This window comes from Spiribacter salilacus, assembly GCF_009649225.1.
Taxonomy (GTDB): domain Bacteria; phylum Pseudomonadota; class Gammaproteobacteria; order Nitrococcales; family Nitrococcaceae; genus Spiribacter; species Spiribacter salilacus.
In genome coordinates this window covers 310,112-333,789 of the sequence record NZ_WJPP01000002.1, presented here as the reverse complement: position 1 = coordinate 333,789, position 23,678 = coordinate 310,112, and the positions used below count along the sequence as shown (strand labels likewise).

The following is a 23,678-nucleotide window of genomic DNA, read 5'->3' as shown; positions in this document are numbered from 1 at the left end:
GCGGCTTTAGTCGCCGCGCCAACGCTCAGGGTGTTTATCTTGAGCTTTGAGTAATTTGGGCAAGATGACGACCTGACAATAGGGCTGATTGGGTGCGCTGTTGTAGTAATCCTGATGTGAAGATTCAGCCGGATAAAACGTGGTAAGCGGTGTGACCTCGGTTACGATGGGGTTGGCGAATGCGCCTTCTCGAGTAAGCCGTTCAATAATGGCGTTTGCGCTGGCGCGTTGGTCTTCCGTTTCCCACAGAATGATCGAGCGATATTGTGTGCCGACATCGGCCCCTTGCCGATTCGGCGTGGTGGGGTCGTGAATGGTAAAAAACACCTCGAGCAGGGTTTCAAAATCGATAAGCAGCGGGTCAAATTCGATGCGTACCACTTCGGCATGCCCCGTTGTGCCGCTGCAAACGCTGCGATAATCAGGATCAACAGTTGTGCCACCCGCGTAGCCAGAGGTAACGGCGGTTACGCCTTGCAGTCTTTGAAAAACGGCTTCCAGACACCAAAAGCAGCCGCCACCTAAAGTTGCGGTTGTCATGCTTCATCCTCCGTTGGGTTGGAGAAGGCTTTAGTATAGCCAGATAGATGCGCTTGATGATCGTGTTTTAGGGCCCAGTCGACGGTAGGGAAGGCAAGCTCATCCCAGGGGAGTTCGTCGTAATGGAAAAGTTTAACTTCCTGTGATTCTGGCCCGGCGGATACCTCATCTTGCGTTAATATGGCACGGTAGATTAGTTGGACCTGATGAATGCGGGCAAGGCTATATATGGCGAGTAGTCCCGTTAGCTCTAGCTGGGCGCGTGCCTCTTCCCAAGCCTCGCGCATCGCGCCATGCTCAGCGGTTTCGTTAAGTTCCATATACCCGGCAGGCAGGGTCCAATACCCAATGCGCGGTGGAATGGCGCGCCGGCACAGCAAAATGCGTTCGTCGCTGGCCCGCGCTACAACACCCACCACAATGCGTGGATTTTCGTATGCAACGTAGCCACAATCCGGGCAGGTCAAACGCTCTCGATCATCGCCGTCAGGAATGCGATAAAGCCGGGGGCCTGCGTTGGAATCAATTGGGTTATTCATACTCTGAGAGGATAGCAGAGCACACGATGGAATGCTGAGGAGTTGCCGGCTTTGAGTGAAATCATTTTTGAGTCTTTAACCCGATGGTATGGGGAGCACCCCCGCCGGCTGGTGCTCGACGGTGTTTCCGGAAAAATTACTGACGGGCAGTTTGTGGTGGTCATTGGCCGCAGCGGGTCGGGTAAATCTACCCTGCTAAATTTACTAGGCGGGCTAGACACCCCGAGTCAGGGCTTGGTAAAGGTTGATGGCGTTGACTTAGCAACCATGAATGATGGTGCGCTGACCGCATTGCGGCGGCGTCGTATGGGCTTTGTTTTTCAGTCCTATAACCTCATTCCAACGCTGAGTGTGGCCGATAATCTGCGCCTACCCCTGCAACTCAATGGGATTGCCGAGGGCAACAAAGTGTCCGAATGGCTGGCCCGTGTTGATTTGCAGGGCAGAGAGCATGATTGGCCCGATCAGCTCTCCGGCGGTGAGCAGCAGCGCGTGGCGATTGCGCGAGCACTGATTCACGAACCCGCCTACATTTTTGCTGACGAGCCAACGGGCAACCTCGACTTGGCCAACGCTGAGCGGATTGTGCAATTGCTCGATTCGCTATGCCGCTCAGCCGGTCGCACCTTGATTATGGTGACTCACGCGCCTGAGGTGGTGGGGTTAGCTGATCAGCTACTGACCATACGCGAAGGCCGTTTGGTAGAAGCCGAGGGCCATTAATGAGATTGCCGGTGCTTTATCGGATGGGGTGGTCAGATTTGCGTCGGCATCCGGTGCAAAGCGTGCTTGCCATTGTGGGCGTGGCCATTGCCGTGGCGGTGGTGGTGGCCGTGGATTTGGCGAACCACTCGGCGCGCGAGGCGATGCGGTTGTCTTTAGAATCTGTTGCTGGGCGCGCCACCCACCAAGTAGTGGGCGGCCCAGATGGCATTGATGAGCAGATTTACACCGAGCTGCGCACAACACTCGGCCTGCAGCAGGCAGCGCCAGTGCTTGAGGGCGGGGTGACTCGGCCTGAGCCTGAGCGCCGGGCACTCACCTTGCTGGGTTTAGATGCATTTGCTGAAGGCCCCTTTCAGCGCCCCATTGGCAGTGGCGATACGCTGGGTGATGCCTTTAATGCGCTTTTATTGCGAGACGATGCGGTGGCTCTGGGAGAATTTGAGGCGGCGCGGCTTGGCGTGGCAGCGGGTGATTCGTTAACGCTATTGGCATCTGGAAAGCCACAAACCGTTGAGGTGGTGGCGGTGGTTGAAGATCCTGATGATCAGGCCCGTGGTCTGGTTGTGGCCGATATCGCAGCAGCTCAGCATTTGTTGCAACGCCATGGTGTGCTGAGCCGCATCGATTTAATTCTCACGCCCGATCAAGTGGGGCAGGTTGAGGCCTTGCTGGCAGAAAATAACGCGCGTTTAGTGCTGGCTGGCGCCAGTGCCAATGCGGTGGTCGAGATGAGTCGGGCGTTTCACACCAACCTCACGGCGCTATCACTGCTAGCGGTGGTGGTAGGCGCCTTTTTGGTTTTTAACACGCTGGCCTTTATTGCGGTGCGCCGTCGGGCAACCATCGGTGTTTTGCGTGCCATGGGCGTCAAGCGGCAACAGATTTTGCAGCAGGTCTTAATGGATGCCCTATTAATCGGCGCCTTGGGCACAGCGCTAGGCCTTGGGTTGGGTTATCTGCTGGCGCACGGGCTGGTGGGGCTAGTGCTTCAAACCGTGGGTGATTTGTATTTTGCGCAAACAGCCGGCCAGCTGGTGCTCTCGCCCTTTAGCTTGGCGGCCGGGCTTGTTGTGGGTTTGCTAGGTTCAGTGGTGGCCGCTTTAATGCCCGCGCTGGAGGCGGCAGGCACGCCCCCGCGTGCCGCCCTATCACGCGCACATCTTGAAACGAGGGCCCGTTGGCTTGCCAAAAAAAGCGCCATTATTGCGGTGGGCGCACTGTTGCTGGCCGCACTGATTATTGGGTTAGGTTCAGGTTTGGTATCTGCCTTTTTTGGGCTATTTGTGTTGATTATGGGCGCGGCTCTACTCACCCCGTTAGTGGTGCTGATGGTGGGCGCGCTATTGCGGCCCTTCACGCGTGGCCGACCCTACGCGGGATTAATTGTGGAAGGCGCAGTAGCCTCGCTCAGCCGCACGGGCGTGGCGGTTGCCGCGTTAACTGTTGCCGTTGCCGCGGTGATTGGCGTGGCAGTTATGATCAGCAGTTTTCGTGGCAGTGTGGTGAACTGGTTAGAGGGCTCCTTGGCCGCTGATTTTTACCTATCAGCGCCTGAGCGTGTGCTAACCGATTCGCTAGCAAACTCGCTTGGTGATTTATCCAGCGTTGATTATGTGAGCCGCTCCCGCTGGGTAGATTTAGCAACCGATCAGGGGCCCATCGAGCTATGGGCACTTGAACTGCCGGCCGGACAACCCCCGGCGGTGGATATCCGACAGGGCAACCCAGATGCCGCCCTACAGGCATTTGCCAATACTCGCGCGGTGCTGGTGAGCGAAGCTTTTGCCAGCCGGCAAAACCTCGCCCCAGGCGATTCGATACAGCTACCCGTGGGGGCTGAGCAGCAGAACTTTACCGTAGCGGGCGTGCACCGTGATTACGCCTCACCCGGCGGAGTGGTGCTCATGCGAAGGGCGCTTTATCAAACGCTGTACAACGATGATGCACTATCCGGCATAGGGGTTCATTTGCAACCTCAAGCCGATCGTGCCGCGGTATTGGCAACGCTAGAGCAGATGGTGGGCAACACGCCAGGCGCTCGAGTGGTTGATAATGCCGCCATTTTTGATCAGTCCTTAGCAATCTTCGATCGCACCTTTGCCATTACCGAGGTGTTACGTTGGCTGGCGGGCCTGGTGGCATTTGTTGGCGTGCTGGGTGCCTTAATGGCTTTGCATTTGGATAGAACAAGAGAGTTTGCCGTGCTGCGAGCCATTGGATTGAGTCGTGGTGGTCTAGGCTGGGTTATCGGCGGCCAAAGCGGTTTGCTGGGCCTAGTGGCGGGGCTGTGTGCCATCCCACTGGGCGTGGCGCTTGCTTGGCTGCTGGTTTTTGTGATCAATCAACGCGCTTTTGGGTGGACGATGGGCTTTGATTTGCAGGCCATGCCCTTATTAGAGGGGGTGGCGCTGGCCGTTTTTGCCGCGTTAATTGCAGCCATTCAGCCAGCCTTTCGAGCGGCGCGATTAACGCCGGCGTTGTTGTTGGTGGCCGCGGTGGGTGCGGCGCAAGCACAGAATATGGCCGAGGTGATGGGGCCAGATATCGATACCGATCGATTTGCGCGAGTAACCGGGCCGCAGCCCTTGGTGTTTCCTGATGATCATGGCGCCCATCCTGATTACCGCACAGAGTGGTGGTATTTCGTGGGTAATTTGGCAGATGAACAGGGGCGAGAGTTTGGTTTTCAGCTGACATTATTTCGATCGGCGCTAGACCCTGAGCCGCCGGCCCGTCGCTCTGATTGGGCCACACGTCAGGCATGGATGGGGCATTTTGCGATTACCGACATTACCGGTGGCTCCCATCGGGCGGTAGAGCGCTATCAGCGCGGCGCACTCGGTTTAGCCGGGGCAGAAGTGCGCCCGGTACGGGTGTGGATGGATAATTGGCAGGCGCAATCACAAACAGATCAAACACTGTTTCCGCTGCAGCTCAGTGCACAAGATGAGCCAACCGAAATCGGGCTGGATCTTCACTTAACCGCGCTTAAGCCGCATGTACTGCAGGGCAACGCGGGCTACAGTCAAAAAGGTGAAGATCCGGGCAACGCCTCACGTTACTACTCATTTACCCGCTTAAGCGCCGAGGGTCAGATTGACTTTGCCAATCAAACCTACACGGTAACGGGCAGCGCCTGGTTAGATCGGGAATGGAGCACAAGTGCACTAGATAGTAATCAAGCGGGCTGGGACTGGTTTTCTCTACAACTTGAGGATGGCCGCGATGTGATGGTCTATCGGTTACGACGAACCGATGGCAGCACCGCGCCGCAGTCTGCCGGTATTGTGGTTGAGCCTGATGGGCAGTCTACCGTGCTGGGCGCGGATGACTTTACCTTAACGCCCACTCGGCATTGGCAAAGCCCTAATACCGACTCGCGTTACCCAGTTGAATGGTCGCTCGTCATTCCCGAGCAAGGCCTTGATCTGGCCGTTGAGGCTCGCTTAGATCAACAAGAAATGCCAACCACTATTCGCTATTGGGAAGGGGCGGTTGGCGTACAGGGGACTACCCATGGCGTGGGGTACATGGAGCTGACGGGGTATTAGTCTTCGTTCTTTTCCACTTCCGCTTCTAGTGCTTCTTCAATTTTCAGATCACCCTCTTCTAACGCAGCAATCATTGCCGGTATGCCGCCGTCACGCCCCGAGGGCTGTAGCGCATCGCGAAAAACGATTAACAAGCTGACCCCGCTTGTTTCTACGTCAAATACCCGCCAGCGATCATCGCGATAATACAGCTGAAGGCGCAGGGTGGTGTCTTCAACATTGGGGCCAATCACCCGCGCGCTAATAACGGCGCGGGGTGACTCTTCGCTCACGGTGCGCAGCTGCACCTCGCCATTTTCGGCAAAATCCACCGTTTCTGTGGCAAATTCCTTTAGGGCATCGACATAAAGATTGGCGATGCGTTGCTCTAGAGCGCTTGTAAAACGCGAAATCTCATCTTCGCTGGCCTGCCGCGCCAGCCGGCCCATCGTAAAGCGGGCCATTAGTTGGGTGTCAAACCAGGGCAGAATCTGCGTATCGACAATTTCTTGGGCAACCGCATCATCCGCTTTAATGGCGTCAATATTGTCACTAATCGCCTCAAGGGTATCGCGGACCACACGATCAACAACGGCCTCGGGCGAATCGTTAGTAGCGAAGGCGGTGTGGCTAATCAGCAGCCCTAGCAGCAGGCTCAGCGTCAGCATTGTCGCGCTCATTACACAGCGCCAAGAGGTGCTGAAGATAGGCAAGCCGGCGCCTTGATAAGGCGATGCGGTTAGCCAGCGCGGCATCATGCTCTGGTACCAGGTGCAGCAGATCGGCATAGAAAAACACTCCAAAACTATCGATGTACCGCAGTTGGCGGTTACGGTCTAACACAAGGTTATCAAGCCCGTAGAGATCAATGACCTTATCTTCTTTGGCATACCAAAGCTCGGCTTGTTCAACAAATCGCTTCAGTGCGTGCCGAGCCTCTGGCAGCTGGCTGAGTAAAGGCGCCGCTTCTGCCTCATGCGCTGGATTAGCCAAATCAAACCAGCGCGACACCGTGGGTGCCATGGCCACTAGGCTTTCAACGCCATCAATACGGGTACGCACAAAAAGCGCCGGTGGCACAATTTCGCCAAGCGCCTTACGCAGCTGCCCATGCTCACGCTGCAGCGTTTTGGCCTCATGCGCTGATAAGGGTTGCCGCGGGATTTTGATAACAATATCCAACGGGCTACGCCATCCTTTGCGTCGCACAGTGCCACTGGATCGCCAGACTTCGCAGTGATGACCGCTGCTGGCGATTAAAGTGGCGGGCATGCTTCGAGTCGGAATACAGCCAATGAGGTGGTCAATCCGGTCGTTCTCGCGTCCCATACCAAAACCATATCACCGCTTGAGCTGTAACATCGAAAAAACTGCCAGTAGGCCGCTACCTGTCATCACAACCGCCATCGCCAGTAATGGTTCAAATGGGAGTAGACCAATAATCAGCGCGCTCAGTGCGCCTAGCCCAAATTGCGATACGCCAAAGAGCGCCGAGGCCGCGCCGGCGTTTTGTGGATGGCGGTTGAGTAAGCTAGAAACGGTGTTGGCCGCAATAACACCCACGGTGCCTAGCGAGATAAATAAAAATGGAGTAATGATCCACTGGCTAGTGACCCCGTTTAACACCAAGATGAGCATGCAGATTGATCCCGTAGCCAAAATGCTAATGCCAAACTGCATTAGCCGGCGCGCTCCATAATGCATGACCAACTGACTATTGAGCAGATTGCCCAGCACTAAGCCAATCACATTAAGCCCAAAGAAATACCCAAACGCGGTTTCGGATACTCCAAATACCTCGGTGTAAACAAACGGGCTGCCCGCAACATAAGCAAATAGCGCGGCAAAGGCCATGCCGCCAGCCCCTAATAACGGTAGTGAGGCGGTATCGGTAATAACGGGTAAGTAGCCACTAAACAGATAGCGCAAGGCGCTTATTGGGCGGGCATGCTGCGGGTGGGTTTCTGGAATGCTGTACATCACCAGTAGCAGGCACATTACCCCAAAGGCCCCCAGCACCCAAAAGTTGGCGCGCCAACCCAGTAGTGTCGTAATCCATCCGCCGAGGATAGGCGCAACTAGGGGTGCTGCAGCCATCACCAAGATCACGAATGACATGACCTGCGCTGCGCGTCTGCCAGAGTAGATGTCACGAACAATCGCACGCGCAATGACTGGGCCTGCTGCGGCCCCAAAGCCCTGCAGCAGACGACCGATTAGTAAGGTTTCGATATTGGGTGCCAGCGCGCAAACCACCGTGGCGCTCAGGTAGAGTAAAATGCCTGCGGTAAGCGGTGCGCGGCGGCCATAGCGGTCAGCTAGCGGCCCATAAAAAAGTTGGCCTGTGGCTAGGCCCACAAAAAACAGGCTCAAACTTTGCTGCGCCAGCATTGATGAAATACCTAGCTCATTGCTGAGCTGTGGCAGCGCGGGAAGATAAAGATCGATCGATAGCGGCGCAAATGCGGTAATCACGCCAAGAATGACGATCATGGTCTTTTTTAAACGGATATCAGAATTAGGCATAACCCATCATTATAAGCTTTAGACAAGGATTCTCCCATGCCCCATGAGATGAGCTTGCCCGAGTTAGCACAGGCCCTGCAGAATGCCGCGCCGGTGATGGTGTTAACCGGTGCGGGGGTGTCTACGGGATCGGGCATTCCTGACTATCGTGATCATTCTGGCGCTTGGAAGCGACCTGCGCCGATGCAGCTTAGTGAGTTTGTGGGCAGCGAGTTGGGGCGGCAGCGCTACTGGGCACGCAGCCTGGTGGGTTGGCGCACCGTAGAGCGCGCTCAGCCAAATGCGGCCCATCATGCACTGGCAAGCCTTGAGCGGCGTGGGCAAATTCAGGGCTTAGTCACGCAAAATGTGGATGGGTTGCATCAGCAGGCAGGCAGCCAGCAGGTGGTGGATTTACACGGTCGGCTTGATCGTGTGGAGTGTTTAGATTGCGGGCGAGTTATGCCGCGCCAGCAACATCAAATGGCATTGGAAGCAGCCAATCCTCATTGGTCCACAAGTGTGCATTACAGCGGTGTTGCACCTGATGGCGACGCCGATTTACATACCGCAGACTACGCCCAGTTTAAGGTGCCTGCCTGCTCGGCATGTGGCGGACTACTCAAACCGGCTGTGGTATTTTTTGGTGAAAATGTTCCCGTAGAGCGCGTTAACATTGTGCGAGAAATGCTGGGCCAATCGGGCGCACTACTGGTGGTTGGCTCCTCATTAATGGTGTGGTCTGGCTATCGGTTTGTTCGGGCGGCAGCCGCAGCCGGCAAGCCCGTTTATATTCTTGGGCTGGGTGTAACGCGCGGCGACGCAGAAGCGCTAGGCCGAGTCACCATAGATTGTTGCAATGGGTTAAGCGCCTTGGAGCAGTTATGAAGCGCCCCTTGCCGAGTAAAATTTGTGTTGTTTGTGAACGGCCCTTTAATTGGCGCCGTAAATGGGCAAAAGACTGGGACTCGGTCCGCTATTGTTCAGAGCGCTGCCGGCGGAATCGCGCCAAAAAGGTGGAGTGATGGCGGATCAGCTAGTGTGGTTTAAGCGAGACTTGCGCGTTGCTGATCATGCGCCATTAAACGCGGCGATGGCTGCTGGCCCAGTGCGCCCAGTGTATGTGATTGAACCTGAGCTTTGGGCGCAGCCAGATAGTGCTCAGCGGCATTGGGATTTTATTAAAGACAGTTTAGTAGAGCTGCAAACGGCGCTGTCTGAGCTGGGTCTTGAGTTGTTAGTGCTTAAAGGCAGTCTGCCTAGAGTTTTTGCACAGCTGCATGCACAAGCGCCCTTTGGCGCAATTCACTCGCATCAAGAAACGGGCAATGGCTGGAGCTACGAGCGCGATCACGCCGTTGCCCAGTGGTGTCGAAACGCCCAAGTAGACTGGCAGCAAACGCCTACTTTTGGAGTTGTACGGGGTTTGCGCAAGCGCACTCACTGGGTTAAGCAATGGGAGGCGCAGATGACGCAGCCTGTTGTTGATCCGCTTGCACAAGCGGCTCAGCCGGCCCAACCCGTTGTTGCTATGCCCCGTATTGAATGGCCAGAAACGCTGGGCGAAGGCCAGTTGGCCTGCCCCGGTCGCCAAGCAGGGGGGCGGCAGGCTGCAGAGCAGTTATTGGAGAGCTTTTTGGCAACGCGTGGGCAGCACTATCGCCAAGGCATGTCGAGCCCAAGCTCAGCGGCCACCATGTGCTCTCGCCTTTCACCTCATATTGCTTACGGCACGCTGTCATTGCGTGAGATTGTGCAGCGGCATCGAGAGCGATGGGCGGCTGTGCGGGCTGAGTCTCCCGGTAGCGCCTGGGCCAAGTCATTAAAGTCTTTTGAATCTCGACTGCATTGGCACTGCCATTTTATTCAAAAGCTAGAAATGGATCCCTCGATTGAATGGAAAAATCGTAACCCTGGCGATGATGGCCTGCGCGATGAACACAACATCAATCAAGCGCGTTACACAGCATGGGCAACGGGACAGACGGGCATTCCGTTTGTTGATGCCTGTATGCGCCAGCTTGTGCATGATGGGTGGATTAACTTTCGCATGCGCGCAATGCTGGTGGCTTTCTCCAGTTATCATCTTTGGCTGCACTGGCGGCAGCCGGCATTGCATTTAGCGCGCTGTTTTACAGATTACGAGCCCGGTATTCATTATTGCCAAATCCAAATGCAGGCGGGTACCACCGGCGTGCATGCGTTGCGCATTTACAATCCAGTAAAACAATCGCGCGATCAGGACCCTGATGGGCAGTATATTCGCCGCTGGGTGCCCGAGCTTGGTGCGGTGCCAGCGGAATGGATTCACGCGCCTTGGCAGTTGCCGGCCCTTCTGCAACAGCGCTATGGCGTAACAATGGGTCACGATTACCCCATGCCAATTGTGAACCATGAGCAGGCCGCCAGAGAGGCCAAGGCGCGCATTCTAGCCCGGCGGACCCCCCCCGAGACGTATCAGCAGCAAGCGCTGAATTTTTAAGCCGTCTTAGTCATCCCCCGCTAGCTGGTCATGCAACGCGGTGGGGGTGTCAACTTTGGGTAGGCAGTGGTGACCACGGCATACCCACGCGCCGAGTTCTGAGTGCTCTAAGGGGTAGAAAACAAGCCGGGCGGGGTGCAGCCCCGTATCGGTTACCGCACGCCATGCTTCGGTCTGGTCGCCTGCATGCACCGTGACTAGCGTTGGCGGTGTCAGCTGCTCATCCAGCGCATTGAGTAGTGCGCAATGGGCGCCAGGGCTTTCATGAATGCGGGCGCTGGCGGCTTGGATGGTGCGCTCGGCAGCTTGAGTGTAGCGCGGTTCTCCCTGCCAAATGCCCAGCCGATTCAGTGCCTCTGCGGCAATGCCGTTACCGTTAGGCAGGGCATCATCAGCAAAACTCCGCGGGCGCTGGATCAGTGTTTCATGATCATCCGCGGTAAAGTAAAAGCCGCCTTGCTCAGTGTCTTCAAAATGTTCAAGCAGTGTGTCAGCCAAGGCAAAGGCCCAGTCTTCACGCCCTGGAGACCAACGGGCTTGCTGTAGTTCAAGCAATGCCGCCAACATAAACGCATGATCATCTAAAAACCCGGGGATGCCGAGCTTGCCCTGACGCCAGCTTACCGCCAGTCGCACTTCACGCCAGAGGTGATCACGAATGAATGTTTCAGCGCGCTCTGCGGCATCGATATATCGAGGTTCGTTCAAAAAGCGGCCGGCCCGTGCAAGCGCCCGAATCATTAGGGCATTCCAGGCGGTAAGCACCTTGTCGTCACGGGCAGGTCGTTCGCGCTGATCCCGGGCAGCCAGCAGAGCAGCACGGCCGCGGTTCCAACGTTCAACTACCTCTTCACGCGGGCACTGCAGGCGTTTGGCAAGCTCAGAGAAGGCCATGTGCACTTGAGGGTGCCAACGGCCCTCAAAATTGGGGCGTTCATCTAGCCCGAGTCGATGCACTACAACTTGGGCATCGACACCGTCTAGTACTTCGCTAACCTGCATGGGTGTCCACAAATAAAATGCACCTTCGCCATCGCTGGTGTCGGCATCCAGTGAGGTGGCAAAGCCGCCTTCGGGCAGCAACATTTCGCGCAGTGCCCAGTCGGCGGTTTCACGGGCAATGCGGGCAAAAAATTCATCGCCCGTGGCGCGCCATGCATCGGTGGTGGCCATAATGAGCAGAGCATTATCTGAGAGCATTTTTTCAAAATGCGGAATCATCCACTGCCCATCGACTGCGTAGCGCGAAAACCCCCCACCAATTTGATCGAAGATGCCGCCTAGCCCCATTCGGCGTAGGGTATGACAAACCATGTGCAGTGCGCCGCGATCGGGGTTGCCTTCGTCTCGTCGGCGGGCATATTCGCGGAGCAGGCGCTCTAATGCGGTGGGTTGCGGAAACTTTGGGGCCGAACCAAATCCGCCAAACGCTGGGTCGTAACGTGATGCCAGCTGCTTGCGGCCTGCATCGAGTAACGCCCGGTCAGGATTGACGCCCTCGTCAGTATTGCCCAATGTGCCGAGTACTCGCCGCATTCGTTCGTTTTGTTCGGTAATTTCTGCAGGGCGGTCTTTCCACACACGAGTGACTTCACTCAGCATTTCGCGAAACGAGGCCATGCCTTGCTTGGGTTGGGGCGGAAAGTAGGTGCCTGAGAAAAAAGGCAGTTGATCAGGCGTTAGTACAACGGTTAGTGGCCAGCCGCCGCTTTGCCCGGTGAGCAGTTGGTGTGCTGTTTGGTAAATGCGATCAAGATCAGGCCGCTCTTCACGATCCACTTTAATGTTAATGAAGTCACGATTCATTTGCTCGGCGGTTGCCGGGTCGGCAAACGATTCGTGCGCCATTACATGACACCAGTGACAGGCAGCGTAGCCAATAGACAATAAAATGGGTTTATTGAGCGTACGCGCGGCATCAAGCGCTGCTTCATCCCATGGCTGCCAGTGCACGGGGTTATCGGCATGCTGACGCAGGTAGGGGCTGCTGGCATCAACAAGGCGATTGGAATTAACGACCGAAGATTGCATAACGGGTGATGATATCATTTTACGCATGCAGGTAGATTGTAGTAGTGGATGGCTAGGTGGCGCTTCAATTTGCGCTTCCCCTCATTATGGGCCGCGCCCCGTGGGGCAGGAGCCTAGCTTGATTGTGCTGCATGGCATTAGCCTGCCAGCCGGGGAGTTTGGCGGGCCGTATATCCATGCTCTGTTTACCAATACGCTAGATACGCAAACAGACCCCCGATTTACGTATTTGGCTGGCTTACGCGTTTCTGCGCATTTACTGATCGACCGGCAGGGCGATGTCACCCAATTTGTAGCTTTTACCGATCGGGCATGGCATGCGGGTGAGTCTTGGTTTGCGGGGCAGGCCGAATGTAACGACTACTCCATTGGGGTAGAGCTAGAAGGCAGCGACGATCATCCCTACACCGATGCGCAGTACGACTGTTTGCAAACCTTAATTCCTGTCTTGCGCACCGCATACCCTGCTATTGCCGCCAACCGAGTGGTAGGGCATTGTCATATTGCACCCGGTCGGAAAACCGATCCGGGGCCATTTTTTGATTGGTCGCGCTTAGCGGCTGGCACGGGGATAACACCGCCATGAAAGTGATTGCACTGTTAATTGCGCTATTCGTTAATAGCCTGATGCCACCCGGGGGCTGGCGCAGTGCAACGGGTTTTAACCGTTACGCAGCCTGGCTACAGCAGCGTTTAATGCCAATGGGGCTGTGGGATCAGCCGCTTGGCGCCGCCATTTTATTACTGCCATTATTGCTGCCTGTGCTGGCCCTGCAGCTTGTTTTTTCTGATGCCTTGCTTGGGTTTGTATGGATTGGTTTAAGCATTTTGGCGTTGTGTTTTGCCTTTGGTGGTGGTGAAACCATCGAAACGGAGCTTGCGCATTTTTTGATGGCTTGGCGTCAGGGTGACGAAACAGCCGCCAGAGCCAGTTTGACAGTTTTGCAGGGCGGCAGCCCCTTGGCAGAAGGTGTTGAGTTTGCGGCGCTGCCCGAGGCCGCCGCCAGTGCGATGGTGCTGCGGGCAAGAACGCGGCTGTTTTCGCCGGTCTTTTGGTTCATGATTTTTGGCCCTGTTGGGGCGGTGGCGTATCGCTTTGTGGTGTTGGCGCGTGCATTTAGCGATGGGCATGACAACACGGGCCCGCGTTTTTGTGAATGCCTGGCGCGATTGTTGGGGTGGCTTGATTGGCTGCCCAATCGCCTGCTTGTGCTGGGGCTGGCGCTGGCGGGGCATTTTAAGTGGGCATGGTCTCGTTGGGAAACGGCCGGGTCAGACAACGAAGATGCGCGGCTGATTAATGCGGCATTCGGTGCGGTGGGCAGCACGGATGATTCACTGGAAGCCGTAGAAGATGCACATGCTCTGCTGCGCCGCGCACTGTATGTATGGGTGGCCTTTGCCGCTGCCCTTGTATTATTTGGCTTAGGCTAAACAACTAACACCGGGCAATGGGCTGCGCCTGCCACGCGCTGAGCCACGCTGCCAAGTAGCGCGCTTGAGTCGCCTGTCGTGCCCGTGGCACCAACAATAATTAAATCGCAATCACGCTGCCGGGCAAATTGCACGATCGTGCCTGAAGGGCGCCCACCCTTAACAAATGCACGTAGCTTCTCGGCATCAACATCTCGATCCAATATGTACTGCTTGGCTGACATGGCAATATCGGTGGCATATTCTTTAAGTGCATCGTCAGGGATCGCCATTTTATTGGGCCGCACCATCGAAATGGACGCCTCTCTTAAACTGTGATGTTTAAAAACACACAACACCAGAATTTCGGCATCAGTGAGCTTTTGCAATGCCACGGCTTTATCGAGCGCCTGCACAGCGCCGCTGGAGCCATCGACCGGTACTAAAATTCGGTTAAATACAGCCATAAAGAGTCCTTAATTGAACATCAAGTCGCGCAGGCCCAATGCAATCTGCGGAAACATAATCAGCAGCGCGGCCGAGAGAACCAGCATAAAGATAAACGGCGGCGTACTGCGTATCACCTCCCAATAGGGGCGTTTAAAAATCGCAATGGCCGTAAAGATGTCGCAACCAAACGGTGGCGTTGCCGAGCCAATGGCCACCTGTAGCGTAATCAAAATACCCACCAGCACAGGGTCAAGCCCCGTGGCCGCAATTGCGGGCATAAAGATAGGCGTAAGCACCAAGATAACAACGATGGGGTCAACGAACATGCAGGCAATAAAAAACGCCACACAAATGGCAATCAGCACGCCGGTGGGGCCTGCCTCGTTAATGCCCACGGCTTCTAAAACCGCCTGCGGGATTTGGGCAAACGAGATGATCCATGAGAACCCGTTACCTACACCCACCAAAATGAACACAACGGCCGTGATTAGGCCGGTGGACTTGGCGATGGCCCAGATTTCTTTGGACTGCAGCGATCGAAAAACAATAAATTCCAAAATAAAGGCATAAAGCACGCAAACGGCGGCCGCCTCTGTGGGGCTAAAGATGCCGCCGTAAATGCCACCCACGATAATGAGGGGAAAGCCGAGCGGCCAGAGTGCCTGACGCACGGCAACCAGCCGCTCTCCCCAACTCGTTTTTTCTTCGGTGGGAACGTCTTTAATGTAGGCGTAAATAACGCAATACAAAGAGAACATCAGCAAAATCATTAAGCCAGGGCCGATGCCGGCAATAAACAGCTCGCCGATTGAGGTCTCTGAAATTACCCCATACACAATCATGCCGATGCTGGGCGGAATTAAGAATGCGATGTCGCTGGAGTTGATGATGAGCGCCAGCGTGAAGGAGTCTGAGTAGCCAGCTTTGAGCATTTTGGGCCGTAAGGGTGAGCCAACCGCAACCACGGTGGCCTGGGTAGATCCAGACACGGCGCCAAATAGGGTGCAAGAGGCAGCGGTACTGACAGCCAGGCCGCCTTTAATGTGGCCGATGAAGGCCATCACCATATTGATGAGTCGTTCGGCGGAGTGACCGCGAGTCATAATGTCTGCCGCCAGAATAAACATGGGCACAGCGATCAAAGAGGCCGGGCGGATGCCCGCCACGATCTGCTGAATGAGCGTTTCCATTTGCCCAAACCCGTTGAACATCATGACAAACCCGATCACCGCGCCAGCGATGAGCGGTACCATCATTGGAAATCCAATGAGTAAAAGCCCCACCATTACTGAGAACATAATGACTGCCATGGCTGCTACACCTCAGTTTCTGTGTCGCTATAGCCATCTACCATGGCTGTGGAGAGATAAACATCTTTGCTGGTGATGTTCTTTATGGCGGTGAGTAAATACTGAATACCGGTAATGCCAAATCCGACCGGTACCCACACGTAGATCCACCAAATGGGCAGGTTTAGTGCGGGTAAGACGCGCCCGCGAGATTCCATGGTGATAATAAAACCGATTGAGTAGTAGCACAGGAAAAACATGGCGATGGCGGTGATAAACGCGATGGTGATCATAATCGCTTTACGCCCGGCTACCGGGAATGCATCGTAAATGGCAGACATCCGAATATGGCGGCCATGCCTTGCGGCATAACCAATGCCCGCGAAGGTGATCAAAATGATCAGAATTCGGTTAATTTCGCCTGAAAAGAAAATGCTCTCACCAAGAAGAAAGCGGGCAAGCACGTTAGCCACCGTATTGACGGCCATTAGCAAGACACCAAAGCCGAGCATAAAGGCTTCAAAACGGCTGATGCCGGTGTCGATTACCCCCAGAAACCCGGGCAAACCTGAGCGATAATTTTTTTCTGCTTCTTCATCATTCACGGGTTATCTCCCCCGGTGGGTAACAAAAAGGGGCGAGCCCGGTATCGGGTCGCCCCCCTGGTGATTACCATGGGCCAAAGAGGCTTGGCAGATTACTGCACGGCCTCAAGATCAGCCTTAAACTGCTCAAGCAGCATGGCACCGTTGTCACCGGTCATGTCCAAATAAGCGGCCTCAACCTGATCCGCGCGGGCGCGGAAGGAGTCGATTTGCTCTTCGGTTAGACGGGTAACGGTAACCTCATCAGATGCGGCGAGGATTTTCTCTAATGCCTCGTCTGCCAATCCCGAAATATGCTCCATGGTTTGTGCATAGGCGGTATCAGCGGCATCACGGATGAGCTGTTGCTCATCTGCAGAAAGGCCATCAAAGAAGTCTTTGTTAGCCATTGCTGCCGTGGTGAACCAGCCATGCCCCGTGAAGATCAGGTTGGGTGATACTTCGTACAGACCGCCGGATTCAATCCAAAAGATGGGGTTCTCTTGGCCATCAATCAGGCCCGTCTGCAAGCCGCCATAAACCTCACCCCAAGGCAGTGGCGTTGGAGTGGCGCCAAATGCGTTGTAGGTTTCAGACAGCAAGGGGTTGGTCATCACGCGAATCCGCTTGCCAGAAAACTCCTCAGGGCTGGTTACTGGCTCATCAGCGGTTACGACCATTTCGCCCTCTGGATACATTTTCAGCAGCTCTAAATTATGTTCGGCATAGAGCTCTGGAAACATCTCGTTGATGGCGACACTGGAGTCGAAGAACTCCAACACGGTCTCTTGATCTGTAGGCAAGAGGTAGGGCACAAAAAAGATCTGCGCGGCGGGCAGCCATGCGCCACTGAACCCGGGCGACTGGTTAACAAACTCCAGAATACCGGCCTGGGCCTGCTCTAGAATGTCGTCAGACTCACCAAGCTCGCCAAAACGAAACACCTGCACGGTGTTGTCAGAGTTAGCTTCGATGTGATCTTTAAAGGCCAGAGCAAAAACATCTTGCACGTCGCCTTCAAATTCTTCGTGCGCAAAGCGCCAGTTATCTGCAAGAGCTGCAGCCGACATACCTAGCGCTAAGGCGCCGATGGCGGCGGACGTAAAGATCTTGGATGACTTCATAAAAGAGTCTCCTATAATTTTTGATTTTTCTGCCAAGGGTTTTGACAGCCTAAGTTGAGGCTAGCTTGCGGTCTATCGTCGGTCAACCCATCAATTGATCTGCGACTCGACCTCAGAGCGCGTGGGTATTGTGCTATTCGGCAGTGCGTTTGTGTGTAGCCGCACGGTTGAGGTTGTTTGAATGGGCAGACGATTTTGGCTGAGTAAAGCCGTTTCATAAGCATCGAAATGGCTGAAAATGCGCCCCGCAGCTAGGGCAGACTGGATAATCATTGGCCCAGCGAAGGGCACATTGAGCGGAACTCCGTAAGTGACTTCTACCCTTAATAAGGTGGCATCGTAAATGCTCAAGCCGCTGGCGGGCCCCGGGGTTTCTGGCTCAGTTTTTAGGTGGCTAAAGGGCAGTACAAATTGCCCCTGCGAATCGGTAATGCCAAAGTCTGTAAAGGCTTCTTTGGTTGGATTAAGGATGCGCAATCGGGTGTACAGAGTGGCTTCTATTGAACTTTTGCCAAGAAAACGCTGCTCAAATCCGAATGTACTGGGTTCAGGCGCAAATAGCGGCGTTATTGTTCGCGCAAACGCAATGCGCATGGGCCCAGTTTTAGCTTCGTTAACTGCCCCTGAGCGCGCCGCCATGTAGGTTGCATGGCTTACAACGGCCCGAGCCTCGTAAACAAACGCCCACTGCACCACCGATAGACCCAGCAGTAGCACCACAGACAGACCGATTAGCGTTTCTAGCATTAAGCTGCCCGCGTTAGCACGGGCAGTGTTTTGGTTGTGGCCGGGCGACCGCCGCCGCCCGCCACTGAGTTGGATTAGGGTTATCAGTCGATCAACTGCCACGGCAGCTGGCAGGGGCGTATTGGTCGGGGAGGGTTGCTGCTCCGCTCGCTGCCTCACAGCTCCAAGTTAGAGACAGTCCTGAGTTATCAGGAATAAAGAGAAGATAATCACCAGCGGTGACGCCGGTATCAAAGGCTTTAAAGTTTACTTTGATGGTGCCTTCCTCAACGTCAGCGGCACTGCCGTCCTCTATCGTGATGCCATCAATAACGTCTGTTGAATAGTCACTCGCGATTCCTAGCCCTGCCGCGCTATTCGAAATAGGCAACTCGCCATTCGCGTAGTAATAATCGGCCACGCTTGTTTTTATCGCTCCCGCCGCCGCAACCGCTTCGGTCACTTTCGCGCGCACGGTGTAGTCCGAGTAGGCGGGTATGGCGATGCTGGCGAGGATGCCGACAATGGCAACCACAATCATCAGTTCAATAAGCGTAAAGCCGCGTTGGGTGCGGGGTGTGTGGTGCTGCATGTGAATCTCCTAAAAAAGTCATGTGGAGATTGCATTTCGCCTGATAAAACAAGGGGGTGACTGCGGGTTGCGTCACAGTTTTAGGGGTAAATTGAGGAATCCGACAAGCGGATGTTTTATCGTGCAGTGCGACAATTTTTGAACCGATGGCCAGAATGGGGGAGAATACGCGCACTTTTTCGAATAGGGCGGAGAGTCGATGAATCTGCATGAGTTTCAGGCGAAGCATATCTTCAGCCAATATGGCATTCCCATCCCCAGAGGTATTGTGGTCCGCTCAGCGGCAGAGGCAAAGGCCGCTGCTGAAAAGCTGGGTGGCTCGGTCTGGGTAGTTAAAGCGCAAGTGCACGCCGGTGGGCGCGGCAAGGCCGGTGGCGTAAAAATCGCCAAAAGTGTGGCAGATGTAGCCGCATTTACCGACGAGCTGCTGGGCACGCGTTTGGTAACGCATCAAACAGACGAGCATGGCATGCCCATCAACTCGATCATGATCGAGGAAGGGCTGGATATTGCGCGCGAGATTTATTTAGGCGCACTGGTTGATCGGGCCAGCAAGCGCATTGTCTTTATGGGCTCAGCCGCTGGCGGTATGGATATTGAAGAGGTTGCCGCTACCGAGCCAGAAAAAATCATCACGGTACGGGTTAACCCTGTAGCGGGTTTGCAGCCGTATCAGTGCCGTCAAATGGGCTTTGCCTTAGGGCTAACGCCGGCGCAAATTAAGCAGCTTACCGTGATCATGCAGGGGCTTTACCGCTGCTTTGAAGAGCGAGATCTAGGCCTGGTTGAAATCAACCCGCTTATCGTAACGGGCGATGACACGTTACTGGCGCTCGATGCCAAAATTAATGTCGATGACAATGCTATCGAGGTTAATCGGCAGGCCGAAATTGCGGAAATGCGTGATCCCTCACAGGAAGACGAAACCGAAGTGGCGGCTGCTGAGCATGGCCTGAACTACATCACGCTCGACGGCAACATTGGCTGCATGGTGAATGGTGCGGGGCTGGCGATGGCCACAATGGACGTGATTAAACTGCACGGTGGGGAGCCAGCCAACTTTCTCGATGTGGGGGGTGGCACGAATAAGGAACGAGTTACTGAGGCGTTCAAAATTATCTCCTCGAGCCCCGATGTTAAAGGCATCTTGGTCAATATTTTTGGCGGCATCGTCCGTTGCGACATGATTGCCGAGGGTGTGATTGCCGCGGTTAAAGAGGTCGGCATTAAGGTGCCGGTGGTGGTAAGGCTTGAAGGAACCAATGTAGAGCAGGGTAAACAACTGCTCGAGCAAAGTGGTCTTGACATCATTCCTGCCGAAAATTTAACCGACGGGGCTAAAAAAGTAGTCGGCGCAGTACAGAGGGAATCCGCATGAGTATTCTGGTGGACAAGAACACCAAGGTCATCGTTCAGGGCTTCACAGGCAAGCAGGGCAGCTTTCACGCTGAGCAGTGCATTGCTTATGGAACCAACGTAGTTGGCGGTACAACGCCAGGTCGCGGTGGCCAGTCGCATTTAGACCGCCCTGTGTTTGACACAGTGCGTGATGCCGTTGATCAAACCGGTGCTAATGCCTCGATGATTTACGTACCGGCGGCCTTTGCTGCCGATGCAATTCTTGAGGCGGCTGAAGCCGGCATTAAGGTGATTGCCTGCATTACCGAGGGTATTCCGGTGTTGGATATGCTGAAGGTTAAAGCGGCGTTAGATTTTTACGATGCCACCTTAATCGGACCCAACTGCCCCGGCGTGATCACCCCAGGTGAATGCAAAATTGGCATTATGCCCGGGCACATTCACAAGCCAGGCTCCATCGGCATTGTTTCTCGCTCAGGCACGCTAACCTACGAGGCCGTTAAGCAGACCACCGATATTGGTATGGGGCAGAGCACCTGTGTGGGCATTGGTGGCGACCCCATTCACGGCATGAACTTTATTGATGTGATCGAGCAGTTTGAGGCCGATCGTCAAACCAAGGGCATTGTGATGGTGGGTGAGATTGGCGGTACGGCTGAAGAAGAGGCCGCTGAGTACATCCAAGCCAATGTGCGTAAGCCCGTGGTGGCCTACATTGCGGGCGTCACGGCACCGCCTGGAAAACGCATGGGGCATGCCGGCGCCATTATTAGTGGCGGCAAGGGAACAGCAGCAGATAAGTTTGCGGCGCTGGAGCGCGCTGGAGTAGCAACGGTACGCTCGCCGGCAGAAATCGGTCAGCGCGTTAGCGACTGCTTTACCGGCTAGTGATGAGTATTCAGCCCTAATGGAGGGCACACTCTGTCTGGCAATGGCCCAGCTCAATTTGCTGGTGGGTGATGTGCGGGGGAATGCCTCCGCCATCATCGATGCAGCAGTTGAGGCGAGGGATGGCATCGGTGCCGATGCCGTTTGCTTTCCCGAACTCGCACTTACCGGCTATCCGCCGGATGATCTATTACTTCGTCCTGATTTTATTGCGGCCGTAGAGCGTCAGGTGCAGCGCATCTGCGCAGAGCTCACGGGCATCACCGTGATTGTGGGGGCGCCAGAACTAATTGATGGCCAATTGTTTAATGCAGCGCTGGTGATTCGTGATGGCGCGGTGATTGGGCGCTATGCCAAGCATGAGCTGCCCACCTACGGTGTGTTTGATGATTTGCGATATTTCTCGCCTGGCAACCAGCCCTGCGTGGTTGAGATTAACGGCTGCCAAGTCGCAATCACCGTTTGTGAAGACAGCTGGCACCGTGGCCCCATTGAGGCGGCTGCCCAAGCCGGGGCCGATGTGGTTGTGAACATTAACGCATCACCATTTGATCAGCATAAAGCCAGCGCGCGAGAGTCGGTGTTGCGTGATCGTATTGGCGAGTCAGGGTTGCCGATAATCTACTGCAATATGGCCGGCGGCCAAGATGAAGTGGTTTACGACGGTGGCTCTTGCGCATTCGATGGCAATGGCGATTTGATGGTGCGTGCGCCGCGCTTTCAAACCGGGTTGTATCCGGTGGTTTTGCGCCAAATTCACAACCGCTGGCAGCCTTTAGAAGGCGAAATCGAGCCCGATTTATCGGCAGAGGCCGTTGTTTACGAAGCCCTGGTGTGGGGCGTGCGCGATTATATTGAGAAAAATCGCTTCCCGGGCGTGGTGATTGGGCTTTCCGGCGGTATCGACTCGGCGCTTGTTGCCTGTATTGCGGCCGATGCCCTGGGCCCAGAGCGCGTGCATTGTGTGATGATGCCCACGCGCTACACCTCAGCAATGAGCGAAACGGATGCCAAAGCACTGGCTGAGGCGCTCGGCGTGCGTTACGACGTGATTGCCATTGAGTCGATCTTTAATCAATTTACGGAAGATCTTGCCCCGGTTTTTGCAGGCAGAGCGCCCGATGTTGCCGAAGAAAATCTGCAATCGCGCATTCGTGGTACCTTGCTGATGGCCATATCAAACAAACTGGGTGGTTTGGTTTTAGCGACTGGCAATAAAAGCGAAATGGCGGTGGGCTACGCAACACTTTACGGCGATATGGTGGGCGGGTTTTCACCACTGAAGGATATTTTCAAAACAGAAGTCTATCGGTTGGCTTATTATCGAAACCTCAGTGATACCGTCATTCCTGAGAATATTTTGACCCGACCGCCAAGTGCCGAACTGGCGCCTGATCAAAAAGACACCGATAGCCTGCCAGACTACGCTGAGCTTGATGCCATTTTAGCGGCGTATGTTGAAGAAGACGCGGGCATTGATGAGATTGTTGCCTTTGGGCATGCCAAAGAAACCGTTGAGCGAGTGGTGCGATTGCTCCATCGTAATGAATACAAGCGACGTCAGGCCGCGCCTGGCGTTAAGGTCACCACTAAAGCCTTTGGCCGTGATCGGCGTTATCCGATTACGTCCGGCTTTGAATTTCAATCGGAGGTTTCATGAAGAAAGTTGAAGCAATCATTAAGCCATTTAAGCTCGATGATGTCCGCGAGGCCATTGCTGAGGTTGGTATTACCGGTATGACGGTAACGGAGGTTAAAGGCTTTGGGCGGCAAAAAGGCCATACAGAGCTCTATCGTGGCGCCGAATATGTGGTTGATTTTTTACCTAAAATGCGGGTTGAGGTGGTTGTGCCAGACGACGTGGTAGAACCCGTGGTCGAGGCCATCATTAAAGCGGCTAACACCGGCAAAATTGGTGATGGCAAAGTCTTTGTCAGCCCGGTAGAGCGGGTTATCCGTATTCGCACCGGCGATGAAAACGAGCAGGCACTCTAACTAAAGCGGGCTTGGCATTTCCGTTGGCCCTGGTGGCACTGGCTCTTCATCTCGGCCCTCAGTGCCGGGGCGGGGTGCCGGGCGGCCGCCATTATCTAAGCCGGGAATAGCGGGCGTTGCCTCGCCTGACTCCGTGCTCGGCAGGGTGGGGTCAGCTATCTCTTGCGCAAAACCTTGTTTACGCACAGAAGCGAGATTTTCAGCTAAGTCATTTAGCTCAAGTGCTCGGTAAGAACGCTCAAGGATGTCTGCGGCGCGCTCAAGCGCGGCGGTGCCGGGGTAATTGTCAATGACGAAGGTGGCGCGTCGAGCAGCAGCCACCCAGGCTTCTAGGCCCACATAGAACTCAGCAATGGCCAGCTCATGACGGGCACTTTCTTCATAAATGGCGTTAATGCGTTCTCTGGAATCGTCTGCATATTGAGTGTCAGGATATCGATCGATGACGGTTTGAAAGGCATCAAACGCTAGTTCACGCGGGCGCGGGTCACGCTGTGCCATATCAATATTAAAGAAGCGTTTAATGACATCTTCGCCCTGCTCTTCTAACGCCACACCTTGCATGTACCAGGTGTAGGGCACCGCTTCATGCCGCGGGTTAATGCGCCTAAAACGCTCAGCCGCTGCCACGGCCGAGGCCACATCGCCGCTGCGATAATAGGTATAGATCACATCAAGCTGGGCTTGCGTGGCTTCGGGGCCAAATGGATATTGCGCCTGCAATAGCTCTAAGCGCTCGATGGCGGTTTGCCAGTCGCCACGGTTCATCGCAGCTGAGGCCGCTTCGTAAATGGTATCGGCGTCTGAATCTCGTAAGGCGTTAATCGTGGTACCACCGGCACACCCGGTTAGAAAAACAGCAACAAGAAGCAGTATGAAAGCGCGCGTCATGGCAAACTCATCTC

24 protein-coding genes are annotated in these 23,678 nt (G+C 55.0%); 11 read left to right on the top strand and 13 right to left on the bottom strand.

From position 1 onward, the window contains the following. Positions 1 to 6 precede the first annotated feature (6 nt). Positions 7 to 540 carry a peptide-methionine (S)-S-oxide reductase MsrA gene (gene msrA / locus GH984_RS04560; protein ID WP_153719017.1) on the bottom strand — a complete coding sequence of 178 codons (534 nt, stop codon included), beginning with the start codon at positions 538 to 540 and terminating at the stop codon, positions 7 to 9. Beyond that, a complete protein-coding gene (locus tag GH984_RS04555; protein ID WP_153719016.1) occupies positions 537 to 1,079 on the bottom strand; it encodes an NUDIX hydrolase in 543 nt (180 codons plus the stop codon). Before GH984_RS04555 ends, msrA begins: the two co-directional genes overlap by 4 nt. Before the next feature lie 51 nt (positions 1,080 to 1,130). Here GH984_RS04555 and GH984_RS04550 point away from each other — a divergent pair, with 51 nt between their 5' ends. Next, positions 1,131 to 1,802, top strand: coding sequence for an ABC transporter ATP-binding protein (locus tag GH984_RS04550; RefSeq protein ID WP_153719015.1), 672 nt, complete (start codon positions 1,131 to 1,133; stop codon positions 1,800 to 1,802). Further along, positions 1,802 to 5,356, top strand: a complete 3,555-nt coding sequence (locus tag GH984_RS04545; RefSeq protein ID WP_153719014.1) for a lipocalin-like domain-containing protein — start codon at positions 1,802 to 1,804, stop codon at positions 5,354 to 5,356. The genes GH984_RS04550 and GH984_RS04545 overlap by 1 nt, the downstream gene beginning before the upstream one ends. Here the strand turns inward: GH984_RS04545 and GH984_RS04540 are convergent. The 3 genes from GH984_RS04540 to GH984_RS04535 are packed head-to-tail and all read right to left on the bottom strand — an operon-like array spanning position 5,353 to position 7,861. Next, complete coding sequence (locus GH984_RS04540) at positions 5,353 to 6,015, bottom strand: MlaC/ttg2D family ABC transporter substrate-binding protein (RefSeq protein WP_172973168.1); 663 nt, start codon at positions 6,013 to 6,015, stop codon at positions 5,353 to 5,355. The two genes, GH984_RS04545 and GH984_RS04540, sit on opposite strands and share 4 nt — an antisense overlap. After that, positions 5,966 to 6,664, bottom strand: a complete 699-nt coding sequence (locus GH984_RS10770; RefSeq protein WP_172973167.1) for a hypothetical protein — start codon at positions 6,662 to 6,664, stop codon at positions 5,966 to 5,968. The genes GH984_RS04540 and GH984_RS10770 overlap by 50 nt, the downstream gene beginning before the upstream one ends. Before the next feature lie 12 nt (positions 6,665 to 6,676). Then, positions 6,677 to 7,861, bottom strand: coding sequence for a Bcr/CflA family multidrug efflux MFS transporter (locus GH984_RS04535; protein ID WP_153719012.1), 1,185 nt, complete (start codon positions 7,859 to 7,861; stop codon positions 6,677 to 6,679). Between the two features lie 36 nt (positions 7,862 to 7,897). Between GH984_RS04535 and GH984_RS04530 the strand changes: the two genes are divergently transcribed. Genes GH984_RS04530 through GH984_RS04520 form a run of 3 tightly spaced genes read left to right on the top strand, consistent with a single transcriptional unit; the run spans position 7,898 to position 10,322 of the window. After that, on the top strand, positions 7,898 to 8,728 hold the full coding sequence (locus GH984_RS04530) for an NAD-dependent protein deacetylase (protein WP_216643621.1): 831 nt from the start codon (positions 7,898 to 7,900) through the stop codon (positions 8,726 to 8,728). Further along, positions 8,725 to 8,865: a DUF2256 domain-containing protein gene (locus GH984_RS10975; RefSeq protein WP_153719011.1), complete on the top strand. Its 141-nt coding sequence runs from the start codon at positions 8,725 to 8,727 to the stop codon at positions 8,863 to 8,865. The genes GH984_RS04530 and GH984_RS10975 overlap by 4 nt, the downstream gene beginning before the upstream one ends. Next, positions 8,865 to 10,322 (top strand): FAD-binding domain-containing protein, encoded by a 1,458-nt coding sequence (locus tag GH984_RS04520; protein WP_153719010.1) that lies wholly within the window; start codon positions 8,865 to 8,867, stop codon positions 10,320 to 10,322. Before GH984_RS10975 ends, GH984_RS04520 begins: the two co-directional genes overlap by 1 nt. A 6-nt stretch (positions 10,323 to 10,328) precedes the next feature. Here the strand turns inward: GH984_RS04520 and GH984_RS04515 are convergent, their stop codons facing one another. Next, positions 10,329 to 12,353 carry a thioredoxin domain-containing protein gene (locus tag GH984_RS04515; protein WP_153719009.1) on the bottom strand — a complete coding sequence of 675 codons (2,025 nt, stop codon included), beginning with the start codon at positions 12,351 to 12,353 and terminating at the stop codon, positions 10,329 to 10,331. Between the two features lie 25 nt (positions 12,354 to 12,378). Between GH984_RS04515 and ampD the strand changes: the two genes are divergently transcribed. Then, positions 12,379 to 12,939 carry a 1,6-anhydro-N-acetylmuramyl-L-alanine amidase AmpD gene (ampD, locus tag GH984_RS04510; protein ID WP_153719008.1) on the top strand — a complete coding sequence of 187 codons (561 nt, stop codon included), beginning with the start codon at positions 12,379 to 12,381 and terminating at the stop codon, positions 12,937 to 12,939. Beyond that, positions 12,936 to 13,787: a regulatory signaling modulator protein AmpE gene (gene ampE / locus GH984_RS04505; RefSeq protein ID WP_153719007.1), complete on the top strand. Its 852-nt coding sequence runs from the start codon at positions 12,936 to 12,938 to the stop codon at positions 13,785 to 13,787. The genes ampD and ampE overlap by 4 nt, the downstream gene beginning before the upstream one ends. Here the strand turns inward: ampE and GH984_RS04500 are convergent. The 6 genes from GH984_RS04500 to GH984_RS11030 form a co-directional block, all read right to left on the bottom strand. Further along, a complete protein-coding gene (locus GH984_RS04500) occupies positions 13,784 to 14,233 on the bottom strand; it encodes a universal stress protein (RefSeq protein ID WP_153719006.1) in 450 nt (149 codons plus the stop codon). The two genes, ampE and GH984_RS04500, sit on opposite strands and share 4 nt — an antisense overlap. 9 nt (positions 14,234 to 14,242) lie before the next feature. Next, positions 14,243 to 15,526, bottom strand: coding sequence for a TRAP transporter large permease (locus tag GH984_RS04495; RefSeq protein WP_153719005.1), 1,284 nt, complete (start codon positions 15,524 to 15,526; stop codon positions 14,243 to 14,245). Positions 15,527 to 15,531: 5 nt separating this feature from the next. Continuing rightward, positions 15,532 to 16,110 carry a TRAP transporter small permease gene (locus GH984_RS04490; protein WP_369691936.1) on the bottom strand — a complete coding sequence of 193 codons (579 nt, stop codon included), beginning with the start codon at positions 16,108 to 16,110 and terminating at the stop codon, positions 15,532 to 15,534. A gap of 92 nt (positions 16,111 to 16,202) precedes the next feature. Next, positions 16,203 to 17,213, bottom strand: a complete 1,011-nt coding sequence (locus tag GH984_RS04485) for a TRAP transporter substrate-binding protein (RefSeq protein ID WP_153719004.1) — start codon at positions 17,211 to 17,213, stop codon at positions 16,203 to 16,205. Between the two features lie 90 nt (positions 17,214 to 17,303). Next, entirely contained in the window at positions 17,304 to 18,062 is a 759-nt protein-coding gene (locus GH984_RS04480) for a TadE/TadG family type IV pilus assembly protein (protein WP_153719003.1), read from the bottom strand. Beyond that, the gene (locus GH984_RS11030) at positions 18,052 to 18,531 is read right to left on the bottom strand and encodes a pilin (RefSeq protein ID WP_153719002.1); all 480 of its coding nucleotides are present in this window, start codon (positions 18,529 to 18,531) and stop codon (positions 18,052 to 18,054) included. The genes GH984_RS04480 and GH984_RS11030 overlap by 11 nt, the downstream gene beginning before the upstream one ends. Positions 18,532 to 18,730: 199 nt before the next feature. Between GH984_RS11030 and sucC the strand changes: the two genes are divergently transcribed. Genes sucC through GH984_RS04455 form a run of 4 tightly spaced genes read left to right on the top strand, consistent with a single transcriptional unit; the run spans position 18,731 to position 22,773 of the window. Further along, positions 18,731 to 19,909 carry an ADP-forming succinate--CoA ligase subunit beta gene (sucC, locus tag GH984_RS04470; protein ID WP_153719001.1) on the top strand — a complete coding sequence of 393 codons (1,179 nt, stop codon included), beginning with the start codon at positions 18,731 to 18,733 and terminating at the stop codon, positions 19,907 to 19,909. Beyond that, the gene (gene sucD / locus GH984_RS04465; RefSeq protein ID WP_153719000.1) at positions 19,906 to 20,778 is read left to right on the top strand and encodes a succinate--CoA ligase subunit alpha; all 873 of its coding nucleotides are present in this window, start codon (positions 19,906 to 19,908) and stop codon (positions 20,776 to 20,778) included. Before sucC ends, sucD begins: the two co-directional genes overlap by 4 nt. A gap of 19 nt (positions 20,779 to 20,797) precedes the next feature. Further along, on the top strand, positions 20,798 to 22,438 hold the full coding sequence (locus tag GH984_RS04460; protein ID WP_153718999.1) for an NAD+ synthase: 1,641 nt from the start codon (positions 20,798 to 20,800) through the stop codon (positions 22,436 to 22,438). Then, on the top strand, positions 22,435 to 22,773 hold the full coding sequence (locus GH984_RS04455; protein ID WP_153718998.1) for a P-II family nitrogen regulator: 339 nt from the start codon (positions 22,435 to 22,437) through the stop codon (positions 22,771 to 22,773). The genes GH984_RS04460 and GH984_RS04455 overlap by 4 nt, the downstream gene beginning before the upstream one ends. Here GH984_RS04455 and GH984_RS04450 read toward each other — a convergent pair whose 3' ends face one another. Then, the gene (locus GH984_RS04450; protein WP_153718997.1) at positions 22,774 to 23,664 is read right to left on the bottom strand and encodes an outer membrane protein assembly factor BamD; all 891 of its coding nucleotides are present in this window, start codon (positions 23,662 to 23,664) and stop codon (positions 22,774 to 22,776) included. It abuts the gene before it with no gap. Positions 23,665 to 23,678: the final 14 nt, after the last annotated feature.

Coding starts and splice junctions, on each gene's coding strand:
- ampD (WP_153719008.1), top strand. CDS start 12,379: ATGCAGGTAGATTGTAGTAGTGGATGGCTAGGTGGCGCTTCAATTTGC.
- ampE (WP_153719007.1), top strand. CDS start 12,936: ATGAAAGTGATTGCACTGTTAATTGCGCTATTCGTTAATAGCCTGATG.
- GH984_RS04455 (WP_153718998.1), top strand. CDS start 22,435: ATGAAGAAAGTTGAAGCAATCATTAAGCCATTTAAGCTCGATGATGTC.
- sucC (WP_153719001.1), top strand. CDS start 18,731: ATGAATCTGCATGAGTTTCAGGCGAAGCATATCTTCAGCCAATATGGC.
- GH984_RS04460 (WP_153718999.1), top strand. CDS start 20,798: ATGGAGGGCACACTCTGTCTGGCAATGGCCCAGCTCAATTTGCTGGTG.
- sucD (WP_153719000.1), top strand. CDS start 19,906: ATGAGTATTCTGGTGGACAAGAACACCAAGGTCATCGTTCAGGGCTTC.
- GH984_RS04500 (WP_153719006.1), bottom strand. CDS start 14,233: ATGGCTGTATTTAACCGAATTTTAGTACCGGTCGATGGCTCCAGCGGC.
- GH984_RS04535 (WP_153719012.1), bottom strand. CDS start 7,861: ATGCCTAATTCTGATATCCGTTTAAAAAAGACCATGATCGTCATTCTT.
- GH984_RS04515 (WP_153719009.1), bottom strand. CDS start 12,353: ATGCAATCTTCGGTCGTTAATTCCAATCGCCTTGTTGATGCCAGCAGC.
- GH984_RS04540 (WP_172973168.1), bottom strand. CDS start 6,015: ATGAGCGCGACAATGCTGACGCTGAGCCTGCTGCTAGGGCTGCTGATT.
- GH984_RS04545 (WP_153719014.1), top strand. CDS start 1,802: ATGAGATTGCCGGTGCTTTATCGGATGGGGTGGTCAGATTTGCGTCGG.
- GH984_RS04555 (WP_153719016.1), bottom strand. CDS start 1,079: ATGAATAACCCAATTGATTCCAACGCAGGCCCCCGGCTTTATCGCATT.
- GH984_RS04485 (WP_153719004.1), bottom strand. CDS start 17,213: ATGAAGTCATCCAAGATCTTTACGTCCGCCGCCATCGGCGCCTTAGCG.
- msrA (WP_153719017.1), bottom strand. CDS start 540: ATGACAACCGCAACTTTAGGTGGCGGCTGCTTTTGGTGTCTGGAAGCC.
- GH984_RS04495 (WP_153719005.1), bottom strand. CDS start 15,526: ATGGCAGTCATTATGTTCTCAGTAATGGTGGGGCTTTTACTCATTGGA.
- GH984_RS10975 (WP_153719011.1), top strand. CDS start 8,725: ATGAAGCGCCCCTTGCCGAGTAAAATTTGTGTTGTTTGTGAACGGCCC.
- GH984_RS04450 (WP_153718997.1), bottom strand. CDS start 23,664: ATGACGCGCGCTTTCATACTGCTTCTTGTTGCTGTTTTTCTAACCGGG.
- GH984_RS04520 (WP_153719010.1), top strand. CDS start 8,865: ATGGCGGATCAGCTAGTGTGGTTTAAGCGAGACTTGCGCGTTGCTGAT.
- GH984_RS10770 (WP_172973167.1), bottom strand. CDS start 6,664: ATGGGACGCGAGAACGACCGGATTGACCACCTCATTGGCTGTATTCCG.
- GH984_RS11030 (WP_153719002.1), bottom strand. CDS start 18,531: ATGCAGCACCACACACCCCGCACCCAACGCGGCTTTACGCTTATTGAA.
- GH984_RS04530 (WP_216643621.1), top strand. CDS start 7,898: ATGCCCCATGAGATGAGCTTGCCCGAGTTAGCACAGGCCCTGCAGAAT.